This is a genomic window from Castellaniella daejeonensis (assembly GCF_039523555.1).
GTDB classification, from domain to species: Bacteria; Pseudomonadota; Gammaproteobacteria; order Burkholderiales; family Burkholderiaceae_B; genus Castellaniella; species Castellaniella daejeonensis.
Map to the genome: position 1 here is coordinate 52,491 of NZ_BAAAFN010000015.1, position 17,139 is coordinate 69,629.

Annotated in this window: 14 protein-coding genes; 6 read left to right on the top strand and 8 right to left on the bottom strand. The window is 68.0% G+C overall.

From position 1 onward, the window contains the following. Nucleotides 1–23 precede the first annotated feature (23 nt). On the top strand, nucleotides 24–1,799 hold the full coding sequence (gene ilvB, locus ABD022_RS10025; RefSeq protein ID WP_414647386.1) for a biosynthetic-type acetolactate synthase large subunit: 1,776 nt from the start codon (nucleotides 24–26) through the stop codon (nucleotides 1,797–1,799). Here the strand turns inward: ilvB and ABD022_RS10030 are convergent, their stop codons facing one another. From ABD022_RS10030 to ABD022_RS10040, 3 genes are read right to left on the bottom strand one after another with little or no spacing between them, the layout of a single operon-like run. Beyond that, nucleotides 1,800–2,558: an SDR family oxidoreductase gene (locus ABD022_RS10030; protein ID WP_325123768.1), complete on the bottom strand. Its 759-nt coding sequence runs from the start codon at nucleotides 2,556–2,558 to the stop codon at nucleotides 1,800–1,802. A gap of 15 nt (nucleotides 2,559–2,573) precedes the next feature. Then, nucleotides 2,574–4,031 (bottom strand): aldehyde dehydrogenase family protein, encoded by a 1,458-nt coding sequence (locus tag ABD022_RS10035; RefSeq protein WP_343821189.1) that lies wholly within the window; start codon nucleotides 4,029–4,031, stop codon nucleotides 2,574–2,576. A gap of 52 nt (nucleotides 4,032–4,083) precedes the next feature. After that, nucleotides 4,084–5,166: a tartrate dehydrogenase gene (locus ABD022_RS10040; protein WP_343821191.1), complete on the bottom strand. Its 1,083-nt coding sequence runs from the start codon at nucleotides 5,164–5,166 to the stop codon at nucleotides 4,084–4,086. Between the two features lie 277 nt (nucleotides 5,167–5,443). On the opposite strand from ABD022_RS10040, the gene ABD022_RS10045 reads away from it, so the two are divergent. From ABD022_RS10045 to ABD022_RS10055, 3 genes are read left to right on the top strand one after another with little or no spacing between them, the layout of a single operon-like run. Then, nucleotides 5,444–6,424: a TRAP transporter substrate-binding protein gene (locus ABD022_RS10045; protein WP_425545221.1), complete on the top strand. Its 981-nt coding sequence runs from the start codon at nucleotides 5,444–5,446 to the stop codon at nucleotides 6,422–6,424. A 4-nt stretch (nucleotides 6,425–6,428) separates the two neighbouring features. Next, the gene (locus ABD022_RS10050; protein WP_325123771.1) at nucleotides 6,429–6,917 is read left to right on the top strand and encodes a TRAP transporter small permease; all 489 of its coding nucleotides are present in this window, start codon (nucleotides 6,429–6,431) and stop codon (nucleotides 6,915–6,917) included. Between the two features lie 13 nt (nucleotides 6,918–6,930). After that, nucleotides 6,931–8,208 (top strand): TRAP transporter large permease, encoded by a 1,278-nt coding sequence (locus tag ABD022_RS10055; protein ID WP_325123772.1) that lies wholly within the window; start codon nucleotides 6,931–6,933, stop codon nucleotides 8,206–8,208. A 122-nt stretch (nucleotides 8,209–8,330) separates the two neighbouring features. Here the strand turns inward: ABD022_RS10055 and ABD022_RS10060 are convergent, their stop codons facing one another. The 4 genes from ABD022_RS10060 to ABD022_RS10075 are packed head-to-tail and all read right to left on the bottom strand — an operon-like array spanning nucleotide 8,331 to nucleotide 11,740. Continuing rightward, the gene (locus ABD022_RS10060; RefSeq protein WP_343821193.1) at nucleotides 8,331–9,347 is read right to left on the bottom strand and encodes a TRAP transporter substrate-binding protein; all 1,017 of its coding nucleotides are present in this window, start codon (nucleotides 9,345–9,347) and stop codon (nucleotides 8,331–8,333) included. Nucleotides 9,348–9,398: 51 nt separating this feature from the next. After that, a complete protein-coding gene (locus ABD022_RS10065; RefSeq protein ID WP_325123774.1) occupies nucleotides 9,399–10,679 on the bottom strand; it encodes a TRAP transporter large permease in 1,281 nt (426 codons plus the stop codon). A 10-nt stretch (nucleotides 10,680–10,689) separates the two neighbouring features. Next, the gene (locus tag ABD022_RS10070; RefSeq protein WP_325123775.1) at nucleotides 10,690–11,184 is read right to left on the bottom strand and encodes a TRAP transporter small permease; all 495 of its coding nucleotides are present in this window, start codon (nucleotides 11,182–11,184) and stop codon (nucleotides 10,690–10,692) included. After that, on the bottom strand, nucleotides 11,171–11,740 hold the full coding sequence (locus ABD022_RS10075; protein WP_325123776.1) for a gluconokinase: 570 nt from the start codon (nucleotides 11,738–11,740) through the stop codon (nucleotides 11,171–11,173). Before ABD022_RS10075 ends, ABD022_RS10070 begins: the two co-directional genes overlap by 14 nt. Before the next feature lie 132 nt (nucleotides 11,741–11,872). On the opposite strand from ABD022_RS10075, the gene gntR reads away from it, so the two are divergent. Then, entirely contained in the window at nucleotides 11,873–12,937 is a 1,065-nt protein-coding gene (gntR, locus tag ABD022_RS10080; RefSeq protein ID WP_343821196.1) for an HTH-type transcriptional regulator GntR, read from the top strand. Nucleotides 12,938–12,972: 35 nt separating this feature from the next. Here the strand turns inward: gntR and ABD022_RS10085 are convergent, their stop codons facing one another. After that, a complete protein-coding gene (locus ABD022_RS10085) occupies nucleotides 12,973–15,564 on the bottom strand; it encodes a DNA topoisomerase III (protein WP_343821198.1) in 2,592 nt (863 codons plus the stop codon). 313 nt (nucleotides 15,565–15,877) lie between these two features. Between ABD022_RS10085 and ABD022_RS10090 the strand changes: the two genes are divergently transcribed. Then, nucleotides 15,878–17,122 carry a branched-chain amino acid ABC transporter substrate-binding protein gene (locus ABD022_RS10090; RefSeq protein WP_343821200.1) on the top strand — a complete coding sequence of 415 codons (1,245 nt, stop codon included), beginning with the start codon at nucleotides 15,878–15,880 and terminating at the stop codon, nucleotides 17,120–17,122. The last annotated feature ends 17 nt before the right edge of the window (nucleotides 17,123–17,139 follow it).

Genomic DNA, 17,139 nt, shown 5'->3' on the forward strand with positions numbered 1-17,139 from the left:
CCGCCACCCTTCCGTCCAGGTGAATGCCCGTGAATGCCCCCACCGCCGCCCATGCCGCCGTACCCGCGCCCGTCCTCGACCGCAACGGCGCCGAGGTCCTGCTGGACACCCTGATCGCCCTGGGGGTGGATACGGTGTTCGGTTATCCGGGCGGTGCGGTGCTGCCGCTGTACGACGCCCTGTACGCCGAGCCGCGCATCCGTCATGTGCTGGTGCGTCACGAGCAGGCGGCCATGCACGCCGCCGAGGGCTACGCGCGGTCCACGGGCCGCCCCGGCGTGGTCTTCGTGACTTCGGGGCCGGGCATGGCCAACACCACCACCGGCCTGCTCGACGCGCTCTGCGACTCGATTCCGGTGCTGTGCGTCAGCGGCCAGGTGGCAACCGGCGCCATCGGCACCGACGCCTTCCAGGAATGCGACGCGGTCGGCATTTCGCGCCCGGTCACGAAATGGAATGCCCAGGTGCGCCGCTCCGAGGACATCGCCGACCTGGCCGCCAAGGCCCTGCGCCTGACGCGCGCCGGCCGCCCCGGTCCGGTGCTGCTGGACTTCCCCAAGGATCTGCAGATTGCCCGCGTGCCACCCGAGCACGCCGCCGCCGCCCCCGAGCCCGAGGCCGCCGCCGAGCCGCTGGCGCCCGTGACCGAGGCCGCTCTCAAGCGCGCCGCCGCGCTGATCGCCCGCGCCCGCCGCCCCGTGTTCTACGGCGGAGGCGGGCTGATCAATTCGGGCATCGACGCCTGCCATGCATTCCGCAGCCTGGTGCAGGCCACCGGGGCGCCCTGCACCCTGACGCTGATGGGCCTGGGTGCCTACCCCGCGGGCGATGCGCAATTCCTGGGCATGCTGGGCATGCACGGCACGCTGCAGGCGAACCTGGCCATGCACCACGCGGACCTGATCATCTGCGTGGGCGCGCGTTTCGACGACCGCATCACCGGCCGCCTGTCGGATTTCTGCCCGCATGCCGACAAGATCCACCTGGACATCGATCCGGCCTCGATCGACAAGGTCGTGCGCGCCGATGTGGCGCTGGTGGGCGACTGCTACCCCCTGCTGCGGGCGCTGCACAAGGAACTGGGGCAGTATCCGCTGGAATCCGGGCGACTGGACGAATGGTGGCAGCGCATCGCAGTCTGGCAGGCGCGCGACTGCCTGAAATTCCCGCCTTCGGACGACACCATCCTGCCCCAGGACCTGATGCGCCGCATCGACCGGCTGCTGGCCGGGCGCGACGCCATTGTCTCCACCGACGTGGGCCAGCACCAGATGTGGGCAGCGCAGTACATCGGCATCGACCGGCCCAACCGCTGGCTGACGTCCGGCGGGGCGGGCACCATGGGCTACGGGCTGCCGGCCGCCATCGGCGCGCAGATCGCGCATCCGGACAAGCCGGTGGTCTGCGTCAGCGGCGATGCGTCCGTGCTGATGAACATCCAGGAACTGGCCACGGCCGCGCAGCATCGCGCGCCCGTCAAGCTGATCCTGTGCAACAACGGCCACATGGGCATGGTGCGCCAGTGGCAGGAACTGATCCACGAGGGCCGCTACAGCCACAGCTACAACGCTTCGATCCCGGATTTCGTGGCGCTGGCGGGCGCATTCGGCTGGGGCGCCGCACGGGTCGAGCATCCGCGCGACCTGGATGCGGCGCTGGCCGCCTGCATGGCGCACGATGGCCCGTATTTCCTGGACGTGGCGGTGGTGCCCCTGCAGAACTGCTTCCCGATGATGCCGGCCGGCTATGGGCACCAGCAGGTGATGCTGTCCGAAGACACCTGGTACGTGGAAGAGTGATCAGACACACCGGCCGCCGTCGACTTCCAGGCAGGCGCCGGTGATGAACGCGGCTTCGTCCGAAGCCAGGTACAGGCAGGCGTAGGCGACGTCGTCGGGGGTCGAGAACCGGCCCAGCGGGATGCCGGCGGTGAACTTGGCGCGGTTTTCGGGCGTGTCGGGCATGCCCATGAATTCCGTCAGCAGGCCGGTGGCGCCCACCACGGGATTGACGCAGTTGACGCGGATCCGGTCGGGGCCCAGTTCTGCCGCCATCGAGCGGCTGGTGGTCACCACCGCGCCCTTGGTGCCGTTGTACCAGGTCAGGCCGGGCCGCGGCCGGATGGCGGCCGTGGATGCGATGTTCACGAACACGCCCCCGCCCTGGCTGCGGAAATGCGGCACGAAGGCCTGGGCGCTGAGATAGATGCTCTTGACGTTGATGGCGTAAATGCGGTCGAACTCGTCTTCGGTGACTTCGAGCATGGGCCGGTTGCGGTGGGTGGCGCCGGCGTTGTTGACGACGATGTCCAGTCCGCCGAAGTGCTCCAGGGCCTGCGCCAGCAGGCCGCGCATGCTGGCCGCATCGGCGACGTCCACGTGCGCGAAGGCGGCCTGGCCGCCTTCTGCGCGGATCTGCGCGACGGTTTCGTGGCCGTGTTCGTCGTGGATGTCGGCCACGATCACCCGGGCGCCCTCGCGGGCGAAGACCGAAGCGATTCCCCGGCCGAACCCGGAGCCGGCCCCGGTGACGATGGCAGTCTTGTCGCGCAGGCGCATGGTGTGTGTCTCCTTTCAGGCTTGCTGGCCGTAGCGGATCGCCACGGTCTTCAGTGCGGTGAATCCCAGCAGGGCTTCGAAGCCTTTTTCGCGGCCGTGGCCGCTGGACTTGACCCCGCCGAAGGGCAGTTCGACGCCGCCGCCGGCGCCGTAGTTGTTGATGAAGACCTGGCCGCAGCGCAGGTGACGGGCCATGCGCAGCTGCCGCGCCCCGTCACGGGTCCAGACCCCGGCCACCAGGCCGTAGTCGGTGGCGTTGGCCAGGGCCAGGGCGTGCGCCTCGTCGCGGAAGGCCTGCGTGATCAGGACCGGCCCGAAGATTTCCTCGCGGGCAAGGACACTGCCGGCGGGCACGTCTCGGAACAGCACGGCTTCCTGGTAGTAGCCGTCCGGCGGCACGCCGTCCAGGATGCGGCCCCGGGCGGCCTCGGCCAGGCCTTCGTCGCGGGCTGCGTCCAGCAGCCCGCGCACGCGTTCGTACTGCTTGCGGTTCACCAGCGGTCCCAGGTCGGCGTCGGATGCGGGCGGGCCGGCGCGCAGGGCACGGAAGCGTTCGGCGACGCGTTCGACGAAGGCGTCGTGGATGCTTTCGTGGACCAGCAGCCGGCTGCCCGCCGAGCAGGTCTGGCCGCTGTTCTGGATGATGGCGTTGACGACCACCGGCAGGGCGGCATCCAGGTCGGCGTCCTCGAACACGATCTGCGGCGACTTGCCGCCCAGTTCGAGCACCACCGGGCAATGATGCCGCGCGGCGGCGGCGGCGACCTGCTGGCCGGTGGCGGTGGATCCGGTGAAGGAAATGTGCCGGACGCCCGGGTGGGCGCTCAGGGCGGCGCCGGCCTCGTGGCCGTATCCGGTGACGACGTTCAGCGCCCCGGGCGGAAAGCCCACGCGGGCGGCCATTTCAGCCAGGTACAGGGTGGACAGGCTGGCGTCTTCGGCGGGCTTGACCACGCAGGCGTTGCCGGCGGCTAGGGATGCGCCGACGCTGCGGCCGAAGATCTGGACCGGGTAGTTCCAGGGGATGATGTGACCCGTGACCCCGTGCGGCTCGCGCACCGTCATCACCAGGGTTCCGGTGTCGTAGGGCAGGGTCTCGCCGTGCAGCTTGTCGCAGGCGCCCGCATAGTATTCGAAGTAGCGCGCCAGGGCGGTGACGTCGTTGCGCGCGGTGCGCAGCGTCTTGCCGGTGTCGCGCGCCTCCAGGCGGGCCAGCTCGTCGGCCTCTGCCAGCACGGCGCGGCCCCAGGCCGCCAGCAGGCGTCCCCGGTCGCGGGCGCAGGTCATCGCCCAGGGGCCGTCGAACTGCGCCCCCATGGCCGCCTGGGCGGCCTGCACGGCGCGGTCGATGTCGTCGGGGGATCCGCGGGCGATGCGGTCGAAGGCCTGGCCGTCGGCCGGGTCGATGACCGGGATGGTGAGCGCGTCGGACACGGGCAGGCGGGTGTTGGCGATGAAGTGGTGCGCGGGCATGGCGTGCTCCTGGAAAGGCGCGGGCGGTGGGTGCGTGCGGTCGGCCCGTGGGTCAGCGGGCCTGGGCGACGTGGCTGGCGATCGCGCGGCCCATGTCGGCGGTGCGCGCCGTGCCACCCATGTCGGGCGTGCGGGGGCCTTCGGCCAGCACGGCCTCGATGGCTCGCAGGACGGCATCGGCCGCGTCCTGCCAGACGGAGACGTCCCGGCCGAGGTGCTGCAGCATCAAGGCGGCGGACCAGATCTGCCCGACCGGGTTGGCAATGCCCCGGCCGGCGATGTCCGGGGCGGAGCCGTGCACGGGCTCGAACAGGGACGGATAGCGGCGTTCCGGGTTCAGGTTGGCCGATGGGGCGATGCCGATCGTGCCGGTGCAGGCCGGGTCCAGGTCGGACAGGATGTCGCCGAACAGGTTCGATGCCACGATCACGTCGAAACGATCCGGATGCTGCACCAGATGGGCGCACAGGATGTCGATGTGGAACTTGTCCCAGGCGACCTCGGGATATTCGCCGGCAATGGCCTGCAGGCGCTCGTCCCAGTAGGGCATGGTGATGGAGATGCCGTTGGATTTGGTGGCCGCCGTCAGGTGCCGCCCCGGCCGGCGCGCGGCCAGCTCGAAGGCGAACCGCAGGACGCGGTCGACCCCGGTGCGGGTGAAGACGGATTCCTGGATCACGAATTCGCGTTCCGTGCCCGGGAACATGCGCCCGCCCAGGCTGGAATATTCGCCTTCGGTGTTCTCGCGCACCACCAGGAAGTCGATGTCGCCGGGGCGCCGGTTGGCCAGCGGGCTGGGCACGCCGGGCATCAGCCGCGCCGGGCGCAGGTTGACGTACTGGTCGAATTCGCGGCGGATGGTGATGATGGAATCCCAGATGGCGATGTGATCCGGCACCCGGTCGGGCGCGCCCACGGCGCCGAACAGGATGGCGTCGTGGCCGCCGATGCGTTCTTTCCAGTCGGCCGGCATCATGCGGCCTTCGCGCAGGTAGTGGCCGCAGCCCCAGTCGAAGGATTCGAAGTCCAGGTCCAGGCCGAACCGGGTGGCGGCGGCTTCCAGGACCCGCAGGCCTTCGGGCATGACTTCCGTGCCGATGCCGTCGCCGGGGATCACTGCGATTCTTTGTGTCATGTGCGCTCCGTGGGTGCCCCGGGTGGTGTGGCCGGGGCGGTTCGCGGCTTCGGTGCGCCGCCGGGTCGAGGGTTCGAGCATACCGCCCGGGCCGATGGCGCACCAGTGGGTTTTGCCCCGCCGGACGGGCGCGGGCCGTACCCTGTGATAACCCGAATCCGTGAGCGGTTTCCATTGCGACCGGGCCGGACTTCATGTTAGAACACCAAGGCTTTGACGCTGCGTTGCGCGCGGCGCGGGCCGGACAACATTCATATCGGATTCGGGAGACGACACCATGTTCCAAGGTAAGAAACTCGCACGGTGGCTGGCGGCCGCGGCCCTGGTCGGCATGACGGCGTCCGCGCCGGCCCTGGCGCAGACCACGCTGAAGATGGCCTACGCGCTGTCCGAGAACTCGCACTATGGCGCGGGTGCCGCCGCCTTCGTGAAGACCCTGGAAAGCAGCCTGCCCGACTTCAAGATCCAGCAGTTCCCGAACAGCGCGCTGGGCGGCGAGCGCGAGGTCATCGAGGGCCTGCAGCTGGGCACCATCGACCTGGCCATCGTATCCACGGGCGCCACGCTGAATTTCGTGCCCCAGACCGGCGTGTTCGACATCCCCTTCCTGTTCCGCGACCTGGCCCATGCGCGCAAGGTCCTGGACGGCAAGATCGGCCAGGACATGCTGGCCGAATTCCCCAAGCGCGGCCTGGTGGCCCTGGCCTGGGGCGAGCAGGGCTTCCGGCACCTGACCAACAACGTCCGTCCGGTGAAGGAGCCCGCCGACATCAAGGGCCTGAAGATCCGCACGACCGAAAACCCGATCCACATCGCCGCCTTCCGCGAGCTGGGCGTGCTGGCCACCCCCATGGCCTGGCCGGAAGTCGCCACCGCGCTGCAGCAGGGCACCATCGACGGCCAGGAAAACCCGCTGTCGGTGATCGTGTCCGTGAAGATGTGGCAACTGCAGAAGTACCTGTCGCTGACGGCGCACGTCTATGGCCCGGCGCTGATCCTGATGTCGCCGTCCGTGTATGACGGCCTGGACGATGCCGGCAAGGCCAAGTTCAAGGAAGCCGCCGCCGCCGGCGCCAAGGCCATGCGCGCCTATGTCGACCAGGTCGAAAAGGACGGCATCGAGACCCTGAAGTCCAACGGCATGCAGGTCAATACGGTGGACCACGCAGCCTTCGTCAAGGCGGTCCAGCCGGTCTACCCGCAGTACTACAAGCAGTTCGGCCAGGACCTGGTCGACGCCATCCGCAACACCCAGTAGGCCCATGGGCGTGCTCGGCTCGATCGACCGGGGCCTGACCCGGCTGGTGTCCTGGATCGCCCAGGCCCTGCTGTGGTCCGCCGTCGCGGCGGGCTTCTACCAGGTCCTGGCGCGCTTCGTGCTCGAATCGCCTTCGGCCTGGTCCGAGGGCTGGACCCGGGCCGCCATCATCTGGACGGTGATGCTGGGGGTGGCCCTGGCCTTTCGCCAGGGCGCCATGCTGGGCGTCGACCTGCTGCACAACCTGCTGGCGCCGCGTCGGGCGCGCGTGCTGGAGCACGTCGTCCTGCTGATCGTCGTCGGTTTCCTGGGTTTTCTGGTCTGGATCGGGGCCGACATGACCTGGCGCGTCCGGTTCCAGACCACGCCCAGCATGGGCATCTCCATTTCGTGGATCTATCTGTCCATTCCCGTGGGGGCCACGCTGGCCCTGTTCGCCGCGCTGGCCTACTGGGCCGAAGGCCCGCGGCGGCCCCACATCGAAACCGTCTGACCGGGGAAGCGCCATGTCGCAGTTGATGGTCATTTCCATGCTGCTGTTCTTTGGCCTGACCGTGCCGGTCGCCGTCTCGATCGGCCTGGCCACCATGGCCGGGGTCGGCTTCGACGGCCACATGACCTGGCTGGTGATCGCGCAGCAGCTCTATGCCGCCCTGGACAAATACCCGCTGGTCGCCGTGCCTTTCTTCATTCTGGCCGGCAACCTGATGGAAGAAGGCGGCATTTCCGAGCGCATGGTCGAGTTCGCCAAGAGCGTGGTGGGCGGCGTGCAGGGCGGGCTGGCCTGCAGCTGCGTGCTGACCTGCATGATCTTCGCCGCGGTGGCCGGCTCCAGCGTGGCCACCACCTTCGCAGTGGGCGCGATCCTGATCCCCGCCATGGTCAAGCACGGCTATCCGGCGCCCTTCGCGGCCTCGCTGCAGGCCTGCGCGGCGGAACTGGGCGTCATCATCCCGCCGTCCATTCCCATGATCCTGTACGCCGTGTCCACCGATACGTCGGTGGGCGAGGTGTTCATCGCCGGCATCGGGCCCGGCCTGCTGATCGTCTTCGGGTTGATGGCCTACGTGTGGCTGTACGCGCGCCGCAACGGCCTGGGCAAGCGTGACGGCGACGGCCGCCTGCCGGTCTGGACCGCGTTCAGAAAGGCCTGGTGGGCGCTGCTGATGCCGGTCATCATCCTGGGGGGGATCTACGGCGGGATCTTCACGCCCACCGAGGCCTCGGCCGTGGCCGTGGTGTATGCGCTGTTCGTTGGCATCTTCGTCTATCGCCGGCTGAATTTCACCACGCTGGGGCGCACCTTCCACCGCTCCGTAGTGTCCACGGCGATCATCATGTTCATCATCGCCAACGCGGGCGTGTTCGGCTTCCTGCTGAACCGTGCCGGGGTGCCGATGATGCTGGGCGAATGGCTCAGCCACCTGTTCGGCAGCGAGATCTCATTCCTGCTGGGGGTGAACGTCGCGCTGTTCCTCATCGGCATGTTCATCGAGACCTCCGCGTCGATCGTGGTGCTGGCGCCCCTGCTGCTGCCGGTGGCGACGCAGTTCGGGGTCGATCCGGCGCACTTCGGCGTGATCATGGTGGTGAACCTCGCCCTGGGCATGGTGACGCCGCCCTTCGGCGTGAACCTGTTCGCCGCCTGCACGGTCGCCAAGGTGCCCATCGAGCGCCTGATCCGGCCGTTGCTGCCCTTCGTCGGCGTGGTGGTGGTCTGCCTGATGGTGATCACCTACTGGCCCGACCTGTCGCTCTACTTCCGCGACCTGGTGTACCGCTGACCATCCGGCCGGCGGCACCGGGAACCTGGATGGAAAAAACCCCGGCCGGATCCGACCGGGCCGGGGTGCCTGCCTGATGGCGTGCCTGCGTTGCGGCCCATGGGCCGCAACGTGAAAGGGCCTCAGCCCTGCTTGCGGATTTCCTTCAGCTGGTCCTGCACCGCGTTCCACAGATCGGACCCGACCGCCTTCTCGATCTGCGCATTGACCGGGGCGATGGTCTCGCGCATCTTCTGCACGGCTTCCGGGGAGACGGTGTTGATCTGCATGCCGTCGGCCTTCAGCTGCGCCAGGGCCTTGTCGGCTTCCTGGCGGGTGTCTTTGCGCTCGAAGTCGCGGCTCACGGCGGCGGCCTTGAGCAGCACGTCGCGCTCGTCGGCGCTCAGGCCGTCCCACCACTTCTTGCTGGCCGTGACGATCCAGGGGCTGTAGACGTGGTTGGTGATGCTCAGGTATTTCTGGACTTCATAGAACTTGCTCGACAGGATGGTGTTGTAGGGGTTTTCCTGCCCGTCCACCGTCTTCGTTTCCAGGGCGGTGAACAGTTCCGAGAACGGCAGCGGCACGGCGTTGGCACCCAGGCGCTGGAATGTGTCCAGGAACACATTGTTCTGCATGACCCGCAGCTTCAGGCCGCTGAAGTCTTCCACGCTGGTCACGGGCTTCTGGCTGTTGGTCAGGTTGCGGAAGCCGTTTTCCCAGTAGACCAGGCCCACCAGGCCCTTGTCTTCCAGTTTGTGCATGATCGCCTGGCCGGTCTTGCCGTCGAGCACCTGGTCGGCTTCCTCGCCGGAATTGAACAGGAAAGGCGTATCCCACAGGGCCATTTCGGGCGTGATGCCGACCAGGGTGGCGGTGGAGCCCACCATCATCTCCTGGGCGCCGCCGATCAGCGCCTGCTGCATCTGGACGTCCGAGCCCAGCGCGGCGGCGCCGACGGCGCGGATCTTCATCTTCCCGCCGGAGAGCTTGGCGACCTCGTCGGCAAACACCTGCACGGCGCGCCCCTGGTTGGAATCCTGGTTCAGGCCGTAGCCGAAGCGGATCAGGCGGGTCTGGATGTCGGCGGCATGGGCCGCGGGGAGGACCATCGTGCCGGCTGCCAGCGTGGCAGCCAGGAACAGGGCTTTCAGTTTCATGGGGATTCTCCTTGGTGGAAAGTTCCGCCGTACGGGGCGGTGTTGTTTGCCTCAGCCCAGCCAGTGGACCGGGGCGGTGACGATCTGGGGAAAGGCCACCAGCAGGACCAGCAGCGCGGCGTAGACCAGCAGGAAGGGCGCGACGCCCCTGATCACGGATTCCATGCGCACGCCGCCCACGCCGGCGGCGACGTTGAGCACCGTGCCCACCGGCGGCGTGATCAGACCCAGGCAGCCGGTGAACACGAACATGAAGCCGAAATAGACCGGATCGATGTGTGCCTTCAGCGCCAGGGGCAGGCAGACGGGGGCGAAGATCAGGATGATGGGCGTCAGGTCCATGGACGTGCCCACCAGCAGAAGGAAGATCACCATGCAGGCCATGAACAGCGTCGGATGCGCCAGGATGGGCTGGAACAGCTGGGCCAGCTGATTGGGCAGGTCGGCAAGCGTGATCATGTAGGCGGCCACGGTCGCGGCGCCGCACAGGAACATCACCACCGCCGTGGTGATGCTGGAGGCCACCAGCACATCGTAGGCGGCCTTCCAGGACAGCGCCCGGTAGATGAAGCGCGACACCACGAAGGCGTAGACGGCGGCCACCACGGCGGCCTCGGTGGGCGTGAAGACACCGAAGCGGATCCCGCCCAGGATGATGACCGGCATGAAGATGGCCCAGATGCTGTCGGCCACTGCGCGGCGACGTTCGGCCGGTGAAGTGCGGGGCGCCGTGGGCAGCTGCCGGCGGCGCGCGACCACGCGCCAGGCCAGCAGCAGCGCGCCGCCCATCAGGATGCCGGGGACCACGCCGCTGATGAACAGCTTGCTGATGGACGTGTTGGTGGTCACGCCGTAGATGATGAAGGGCAGCGATGGCGGGATGATGGGGCCGATGATGCCGCCCGAGGCCAGCAGGCCCGTGCTGTAGTCCATGGGATAGTGCTGCTGGCGCATCATGGGCAGCAGGATGGTGGCCAGTGCGGCGGTGTCGGCGATGGCCGAGCCGCTCATCGAGGCCAGCAGCACCGAGGCGAACACGGCGACGTAGCCCAGGCCGCCCGGAATGTGGCCGACGAAGGCGCGCGCCATGTCGATGATCCGCTGGCTCAGGCCGCCCACGTTCATCAGCTCGCCGGCCAGGATGAAGAAGGGCACGGCCAGCAGGGGAAAGCTGTCGAAGCCGGCCTGCAGGTTCTGCGCCAGCAGCTGGGTGTTGAAGAAGTCCAGATGCCACATCAGGGCCACGCCCGATACCAGCAGGGAAACGGCGATGGGAATGCCGATCGCCATGGAGGCGAACAGGACTGCGAGGAAGATCAGCGTGGTGTCCATGCGGGCACTCCTAGGTTCGATCGCGGCGGCGGTCCAGGACCACCTGCTTGAACAGCAGGATTTCCATGGCGGCGGCCATGAACAGGGTGGCGCCCGCAGCGATCGCCAGGGGGTAGCCGATGACGGGGCTGTAGCTGTGCAGGCCGGCGATCACCTGGTCCCAGGCGCCCTTGACGACCATGCCCAGGACGATCGCGCTGATCAGGGCGGCCAGCGCGCCCATCGCCGCCCGTGTGCGCGGCCCCACCCGATCCACCAGCAGGTCGAAGCTCAGGTGGCGCCTGTCGTAGGCGGTGACGACCGTGCCCATGCAGACCAGCCAGATGAACAGCAGGCGGGACAGTTCTTCGTAGATCACCAGGCCCGTGCCGAATGCGTAGCGCAGCACGACATTGCTGAATACGGCGATCACCATGAGCGCCAGGGTGGCGGCCATGAAAGCCTCGGCGGCCTTGCGGATCGGCGGCTTGCGCGGTGCGCTGGCCGGTGCGTCAGGGGTGTGCATGGGGATTCCTTCGCAGCCATTCGGCGGCGTGTTCGAGGATTTCTTCCAGGGGCCGCTCGCTGTCCAGGTGCAGCAGGCCGGCTTCGTCGTGGGGCGGTTCCAGCGTGGCGAACTGGCTGTCGATCAGGGTGGCGGGGAAGAAGTGGCGGTCGCCGCGGCCGGCGACGCGCCGGTGGGCCGCATCGCGGCCGACTTCCAGCCAGATGAACGCCAGGCCATCCACGTGGGCGCGCAGCCGCCGGCGGTAGGCCCGCTTCAGGGCCGAGCAACTGAGGACGACGCCGCCGGCGGCATGGCGCGCCAGTTCGCATCCCAGGGCCTCCAGCCAGGATTCCCTGTCTTCATCGGTCAGGGGGATGCCGGCCCGCATCTTCGCGTGGTTCCCTTCGCTGTGGAAGGCGTCGCCTTCGACGAAGGCCCAGCCCTGCCGCCGGGCCAGCATTTCGCCGACGGTGGATTTGCCGCTGCCGGAGACGCCCATCACGACCACCGCACGCGGCGGACAGACCGTGGCGCCGAGTGCCCCGGCGGGAGAAGATAGCGCTATCTTTTGCATTGAAAAAAAATGGCCCTTACGTACAATGGTGCCCGGAGCGTCGGGCCGGGCCAGTGCCGACCGATCTTCCCGAAGGCGGTGAGACGCAAAGATAGCGCTATCTTATTCCGGCCGACATTAGGGAATTCCTGTATGAATGATTCTTCCTCCGACGGCGGGTCCGGCTCCCGGACGGCCGTGGCCCGGGGCCGCCGCCGCGCCACCGGGCGGGCGACGCTGGCCGACGTGGCAGCCCTGGCCGGCGTCAGTCCCATCACGGCCTCGCGCGTGGTGGCGGGCAAGACGACCGTGCGCCCCGAACTGGCCGAGCGGGTGCGAGCCGCCGTGGAGCAGCTCGGCTATCGGCCCGACCCGTCGGCGCGCGCGCTGGCTTCGGCCAAGAGCAGCCATGTCGTGGTGCTGATCCCGCTTCTGTCGAACACGCTGTTCACAGAGCTGCTGGAAGCCGTCCAGGATGTGATGTGGGAGGCAGGCTACCCGATCTTCGTGGGGATCACCCAGTACCGGCCCGAGCGTGAAGCCGCCCTGCTGGACAGCTATCTTTCCCATCGGCCGGCGGGGCTGATCCTGACCGGCTTCGATCGCAGCGAGGCCCAGCGCCGCCTGATCGAGGCCAGCCGCACGCCGTGCGTGCACGTGATGGAATTGAGCGACGATCCGGGCGTGTACTGCGTCGGCTTTTCCCAGACCGTGGCTGCGCAGACGGTGGCCCGCCACCTGCTGGACAAGGGGCGGCGGCGCATCGCCTTCGTCGGCGCCCAGCTGGATCCGCGCACGCTGGAGCGCGCCGAAGGCTTTCGCGGCGCCCTGCGCGCGGCGGGCTGCCACGACCCGCGGCTCGAAATCCTCGACCCCAGGCCTTCGTCGGCCGCCCTGGGGGCGGAAGCCTTCCGCCGCCTGGTGCAGGCGCATCCCGACCTGGACGCCGTATTCTTCTGCAACGACGACCTGGCCCACGGTGGCCTGCTGGAAGCGCTGCGCCTGGGAATCTCGGTGCCCGACCGGGTCAGCGTGGTGGGGTTCAACGATTTGCCGGGCAACACGCAGATGCTGCCCGCGCTGACGAGCCTGCGCACGCCGCGCCGGGAAGTGGGCGATGCCGCGGCGCGCATGCTGCTGCGGCTGATGCGCGGCGAGCCGGTGGACGAGCCCGCGATCGACCTGGGCTTCGAGCTGAAGATCCGCGCCAGCAGCTAGCATGCCCACCGGGCGGCGGTGCCGCCCGGGTGCGGTCAGAAGGCCGGGCCGTCGTCCTCTTCCGTCTTGGCCGCCGTTTTGCGGACGGCCTTTTTCGCCGCCGCCTTTTTAGCGGGGGCTTTCCTGGCCGTTGTCTTCGTGGCGGACTTTGCCGCCGTCTTGGCGCCCGCCTTGGGCGCGCGCGGCTCGAATTCGAAGCCGACCTTGCCGTCGGCCTGGCGCACCAGGAAGGCCTTGAACTTGCGGTTGGTGCGGCTGGACACGAAACCATCGAGCAGGTCGGTCTTGCCGGTGGCCAGCAGCTTGCTCATTTGCGCAGCGGGGATTTCCTGCTGCAGGATGACCTTGCCGCTGCGGAAGTCGCAGGTCTTTTCGGGACCCACGGCGCGTTCGCAGACGTAGTTCATGCCATGCTCGAAGACGTGGCCGCCGCATTTCGGGCAGGCGCCCAGCGGGGTATGGCCGGAGAAGTCCACGGATTCGGCGTCTTCGTCCTCGCGCTGGCCGAAGTCGAATTCCAGCTTGTATTCGTCGGTGATGCGCAGCACGGCGGCGAAGGGGCGGCCCATCTTGCTGATGAAGCCGGTCAGCGGGCCCAGTTCGCGCCTGGCCAGCAGTTCCTCGACTTCGGCGATCTCGAAGGTGCGCCCGCCCGGATGCTTGCCGATGGAGAAGTCGCAGGCCGTGCAGGCGTAGCGGCGGTAGTTTTCCTTGACCACGCCACCGCATTTCGGGCAGGGCGTCTGCAGGGTGGCGTAGTCGCCGGGCACGGTGTCGCGTTCGTATTCCTTGGCTCGCTTGACGATCACCTGGGTCATCTGGGCGATCTCGCGCATGAAGGATTCGCGGTCGAGCTTGCGCTGTTCGATGAGCTTGAGCTGGTGTTCCCATTCGCCGGTGAGTTCGGGCGATGTGAGCTCGTTGACGCCCAGGCCGGAGAGCAGCGTCATCAGCTGGCGCGCCTTGGCGCTGGGGATCAGGTCGCGGCCTTCGCGGCGCAGGTAGCCTTCGTTGAGCAGGCCTTCGATGATGGCCGCACGGGTGGCAGGCGTGCCCAGGCCGCGCTCGGACATGGCCTCGCGCAGGGCCTCGTCGTCCACGAGCTTGCCGGCGCCTTCCATGGCCGACAGCAGCGTGGCTTCGTTGAATCGGGCCGGAGGCTTGGTGGTCAGGCCGCGCGCCTCGATGTCTTCGGTGCGCACGCGCTCGCCTTCGGCCACGGGGACTAGGGATGCGTCCTCGCCCTGGGACTCGCGGCCGTAGATGGCCAGCCAGCCCGGGTTGACCAGCACCTTGCCTTCGGTCTTGAAATGGTGGCCCGAGACCTGGGTGATGCGGGTCGTGACGCGGAATTCGGCCGCCGGGAAGAACACCGCCAGGAAGCGGCGCGCCACCAGTTCGTAGATCTTGAATTCGGCGTCGCTCAGCTCGCGCGGCACCTGCAGGGTCGGGATGATGGCGAAGTGGTCGGAGATCTTCTTGTCGTCGAAGATGCGCCGGTTGGGCTTGACCCAATCCTTCTGCACGACCTGGGCGGCGTAGGGGCGCACGGAACGGGCCGCGCCCGATTCGCTGTCGGCCAGGACGCGCATGGTCTGCTGCACGGTGCCGACGTAGTCCTGGGGCAGGTAGCGCGAATCGGTACGCGGATAGGTCAGGGCCTTGTGGCGTTCGTACAGCGTCTGGGCCAGCGCCAGCGTGGTCTTGGCGGAAAAGCCGAAGCGCGAGTTGGCCTCGCGCTGCAGGGTGGTCAGGTCGAACAGGGCCGGGGACAGCTGCGTGCTGGGCTTGGATTCCTCGGTCACGCTGCCGGGCTGCTCGCGGCAGGCGGCCACGATGGTCTGGGCGGCCGAGGCGGACCACAGGCGCGAGTCGCGGACGTCGGGGTCCTGTTCGTTTTTCTTGAAGTCCGGATCGAACCAGCGCCCCTCGTACAGGCCGGCGGCGGCGACGAAGGTGGCGTGGACTTCCCAGTAATCGCGCGGCACGAAGCGGCGGATGCGGTCCTCGCGTTCCATGACGATGGCCAGGGTGGGCGTCTGCACGCGGCCCACCGGGGTCTTGAAGAAGCCCCCGTCCTTGCTGTTGAACGCCGTCATGGCGCGGGTGCCGTTGATGCCGACCAGCCAGTCGGCCTCGGCGCGGGACCGGGCGGCGGCTTCCAGCGGCTTCATGGTTTCGTCGTCGCGCAGGTTGGCGAAGGCCTCGCGGATGGAGGCCTGGGTCATGGACCGCAGCCAGAGGCGCTGGATGGGCTTCTTCACCCCCGAATACTGGATGATGTAGCGGAAGATCAGTTCGCCTTCGCGGCCCGCGTCGCAGGCGTTGATGACGGCGCCGACATCCTTGCGCTTGAGCAGCTTGACCAGCAGCTTGAGCCGTTCGGCCGAGCGCTTGTCGGTGGGGCCCAACTCGAACTGGGGCGGGATGACCGGCAGGTGGGTGAAGCTCCATTTGCCGCGAACCGGATCGTTCGGCGCAACGAGGCTGAGCAGATGGCCGACGCTGGAGGACAGCACGTACTGCTCGCTTTCGAAGTAGTCTCCTTCCCGGGTGAAGCCGCCCAAGGCCCGGGAGATGTCCAGTGCGACCGAGGGTTTTTCGGCAATGATCAGGGTTTTGGTCATGAGGTTCCAGTTGGGGCCGTTTTGCGACCACGATAGCGCGGATCATACGAGGGGGGACCACGGCACGCAAGTCGCCCCGTCCGGTGAGCAGCCGGCATGCCCATCCTTTGGCGCCGGATTTCCGTCCCTCCGAAAGGCCGGCGCGATGCGCTGGCGCCTTCTCTTCTCATTAGGGTAAGCCATGAGTCTGCGTGTCCGGTAAAGATACGGTCATGTCCTTGATCGATCTGTAATGGAACAGGCACGGTCTCTAACATGCCTTCAACCGGTGCATGTGGATGCGCGGTTGACCGCTCTCATGGAGGAGACCCTCATGAAATCACATTCCGTCCTGAATATGGCGCTGTTGCCCGGCCTGCTGTGCGTTTCGGCACTGGCGGCGGCCGCCCCCGTCAAGATCGCCCTCGTGGAGACGTTGTCCGGCCCGCAGGCGTCGACGGGACTGACCTACCGGTCTGCCGTGCGCTATGCGGTGGATCGCATCAACGCCGACGGCGGCTGGCATGGGCAGCCGCTCGAACTGCTGGAATACGACAACCAGGGCGGGCCGGCCGGTGCCGCCGACAAGCTGAAGGCGGCCATCTCCGATGGCGCGCAGCTCGTCGTCCAGGGCGCCTCATCGGCCATCGGCGGCCAGATCACCGAGGACGTCCGCAAGTGGAACCTGCGCAACCCCGGTCGCGAACTGATCTACCTGAACGTGGGCGCCGAGGCGCAGTCGCTGACGGGCGAGAAATGCCAGTTCTACCATTTCCGCGTCGCCGGCAACGCTCCGATGCGGGTCAAGGCCCTGGTGGCGGGCATGAAGCAGGACGGCGCACTGGGTTCCCGCGTCTATGCGATCAACCAGAACTATTCCTGGGGCCAGGACATGGAGCAGGCCATCGTGGATGCGGCCGCCTCCGGCGGCTACCAGGTGGTCGAGAAGACGCTGCACGATGTCGGCAAGATCCAGGATTTCTCGCCCTACGTGAACAAGATCGCGGCCGCCCGGGCGGATACCGTGATGACGGGCAACTGGGGCAGCGACCTGCTGCTGCTCATGAAGGCCGCCAGGGCGTCCGGCCTCAAGGCACGCTTCGGCACGGTCTACCTGGACCAGCCCGGCAACATCGCCAATGCGGGCGACGTCGCGCTGGGGGGGTATGTCGCCCAGGCTTTCAATGCCGAGGCAGCGGGCGAGGCGGGCGCGGCGTTCGTGCTGGACTACCAGGCCAAGATGGGCCATGCGCCCACCTTCATCGAGCCGCAGACGGTGTTCGGGGTGCTGCTGGTGGGCGAGGCGCTGAAGCACGTGCCGGCCGGCGACGGGAAGCTGGATGTGCGCAAGCTGGCGCTGCAGCTGGAGCAGGCCTCGCTCGAAACGCCCATGGGAACGCTCAGCATGCGGGCGCAGGATCACCAGGCCCTGCTGCCGCTGGCCGTATCGGTCGTGTCCCGCGATGCCCGCTACAAGGCCGACGGCACGGACCTGGGATTCAAGCCGGTGAAGCGGTTCACGGCACCGGAAGCCGCCGTGCCCGCGCAGGGCACATGCCGGATGCAGCGGCCCGATTGATCGGGTCCGGAACCAGG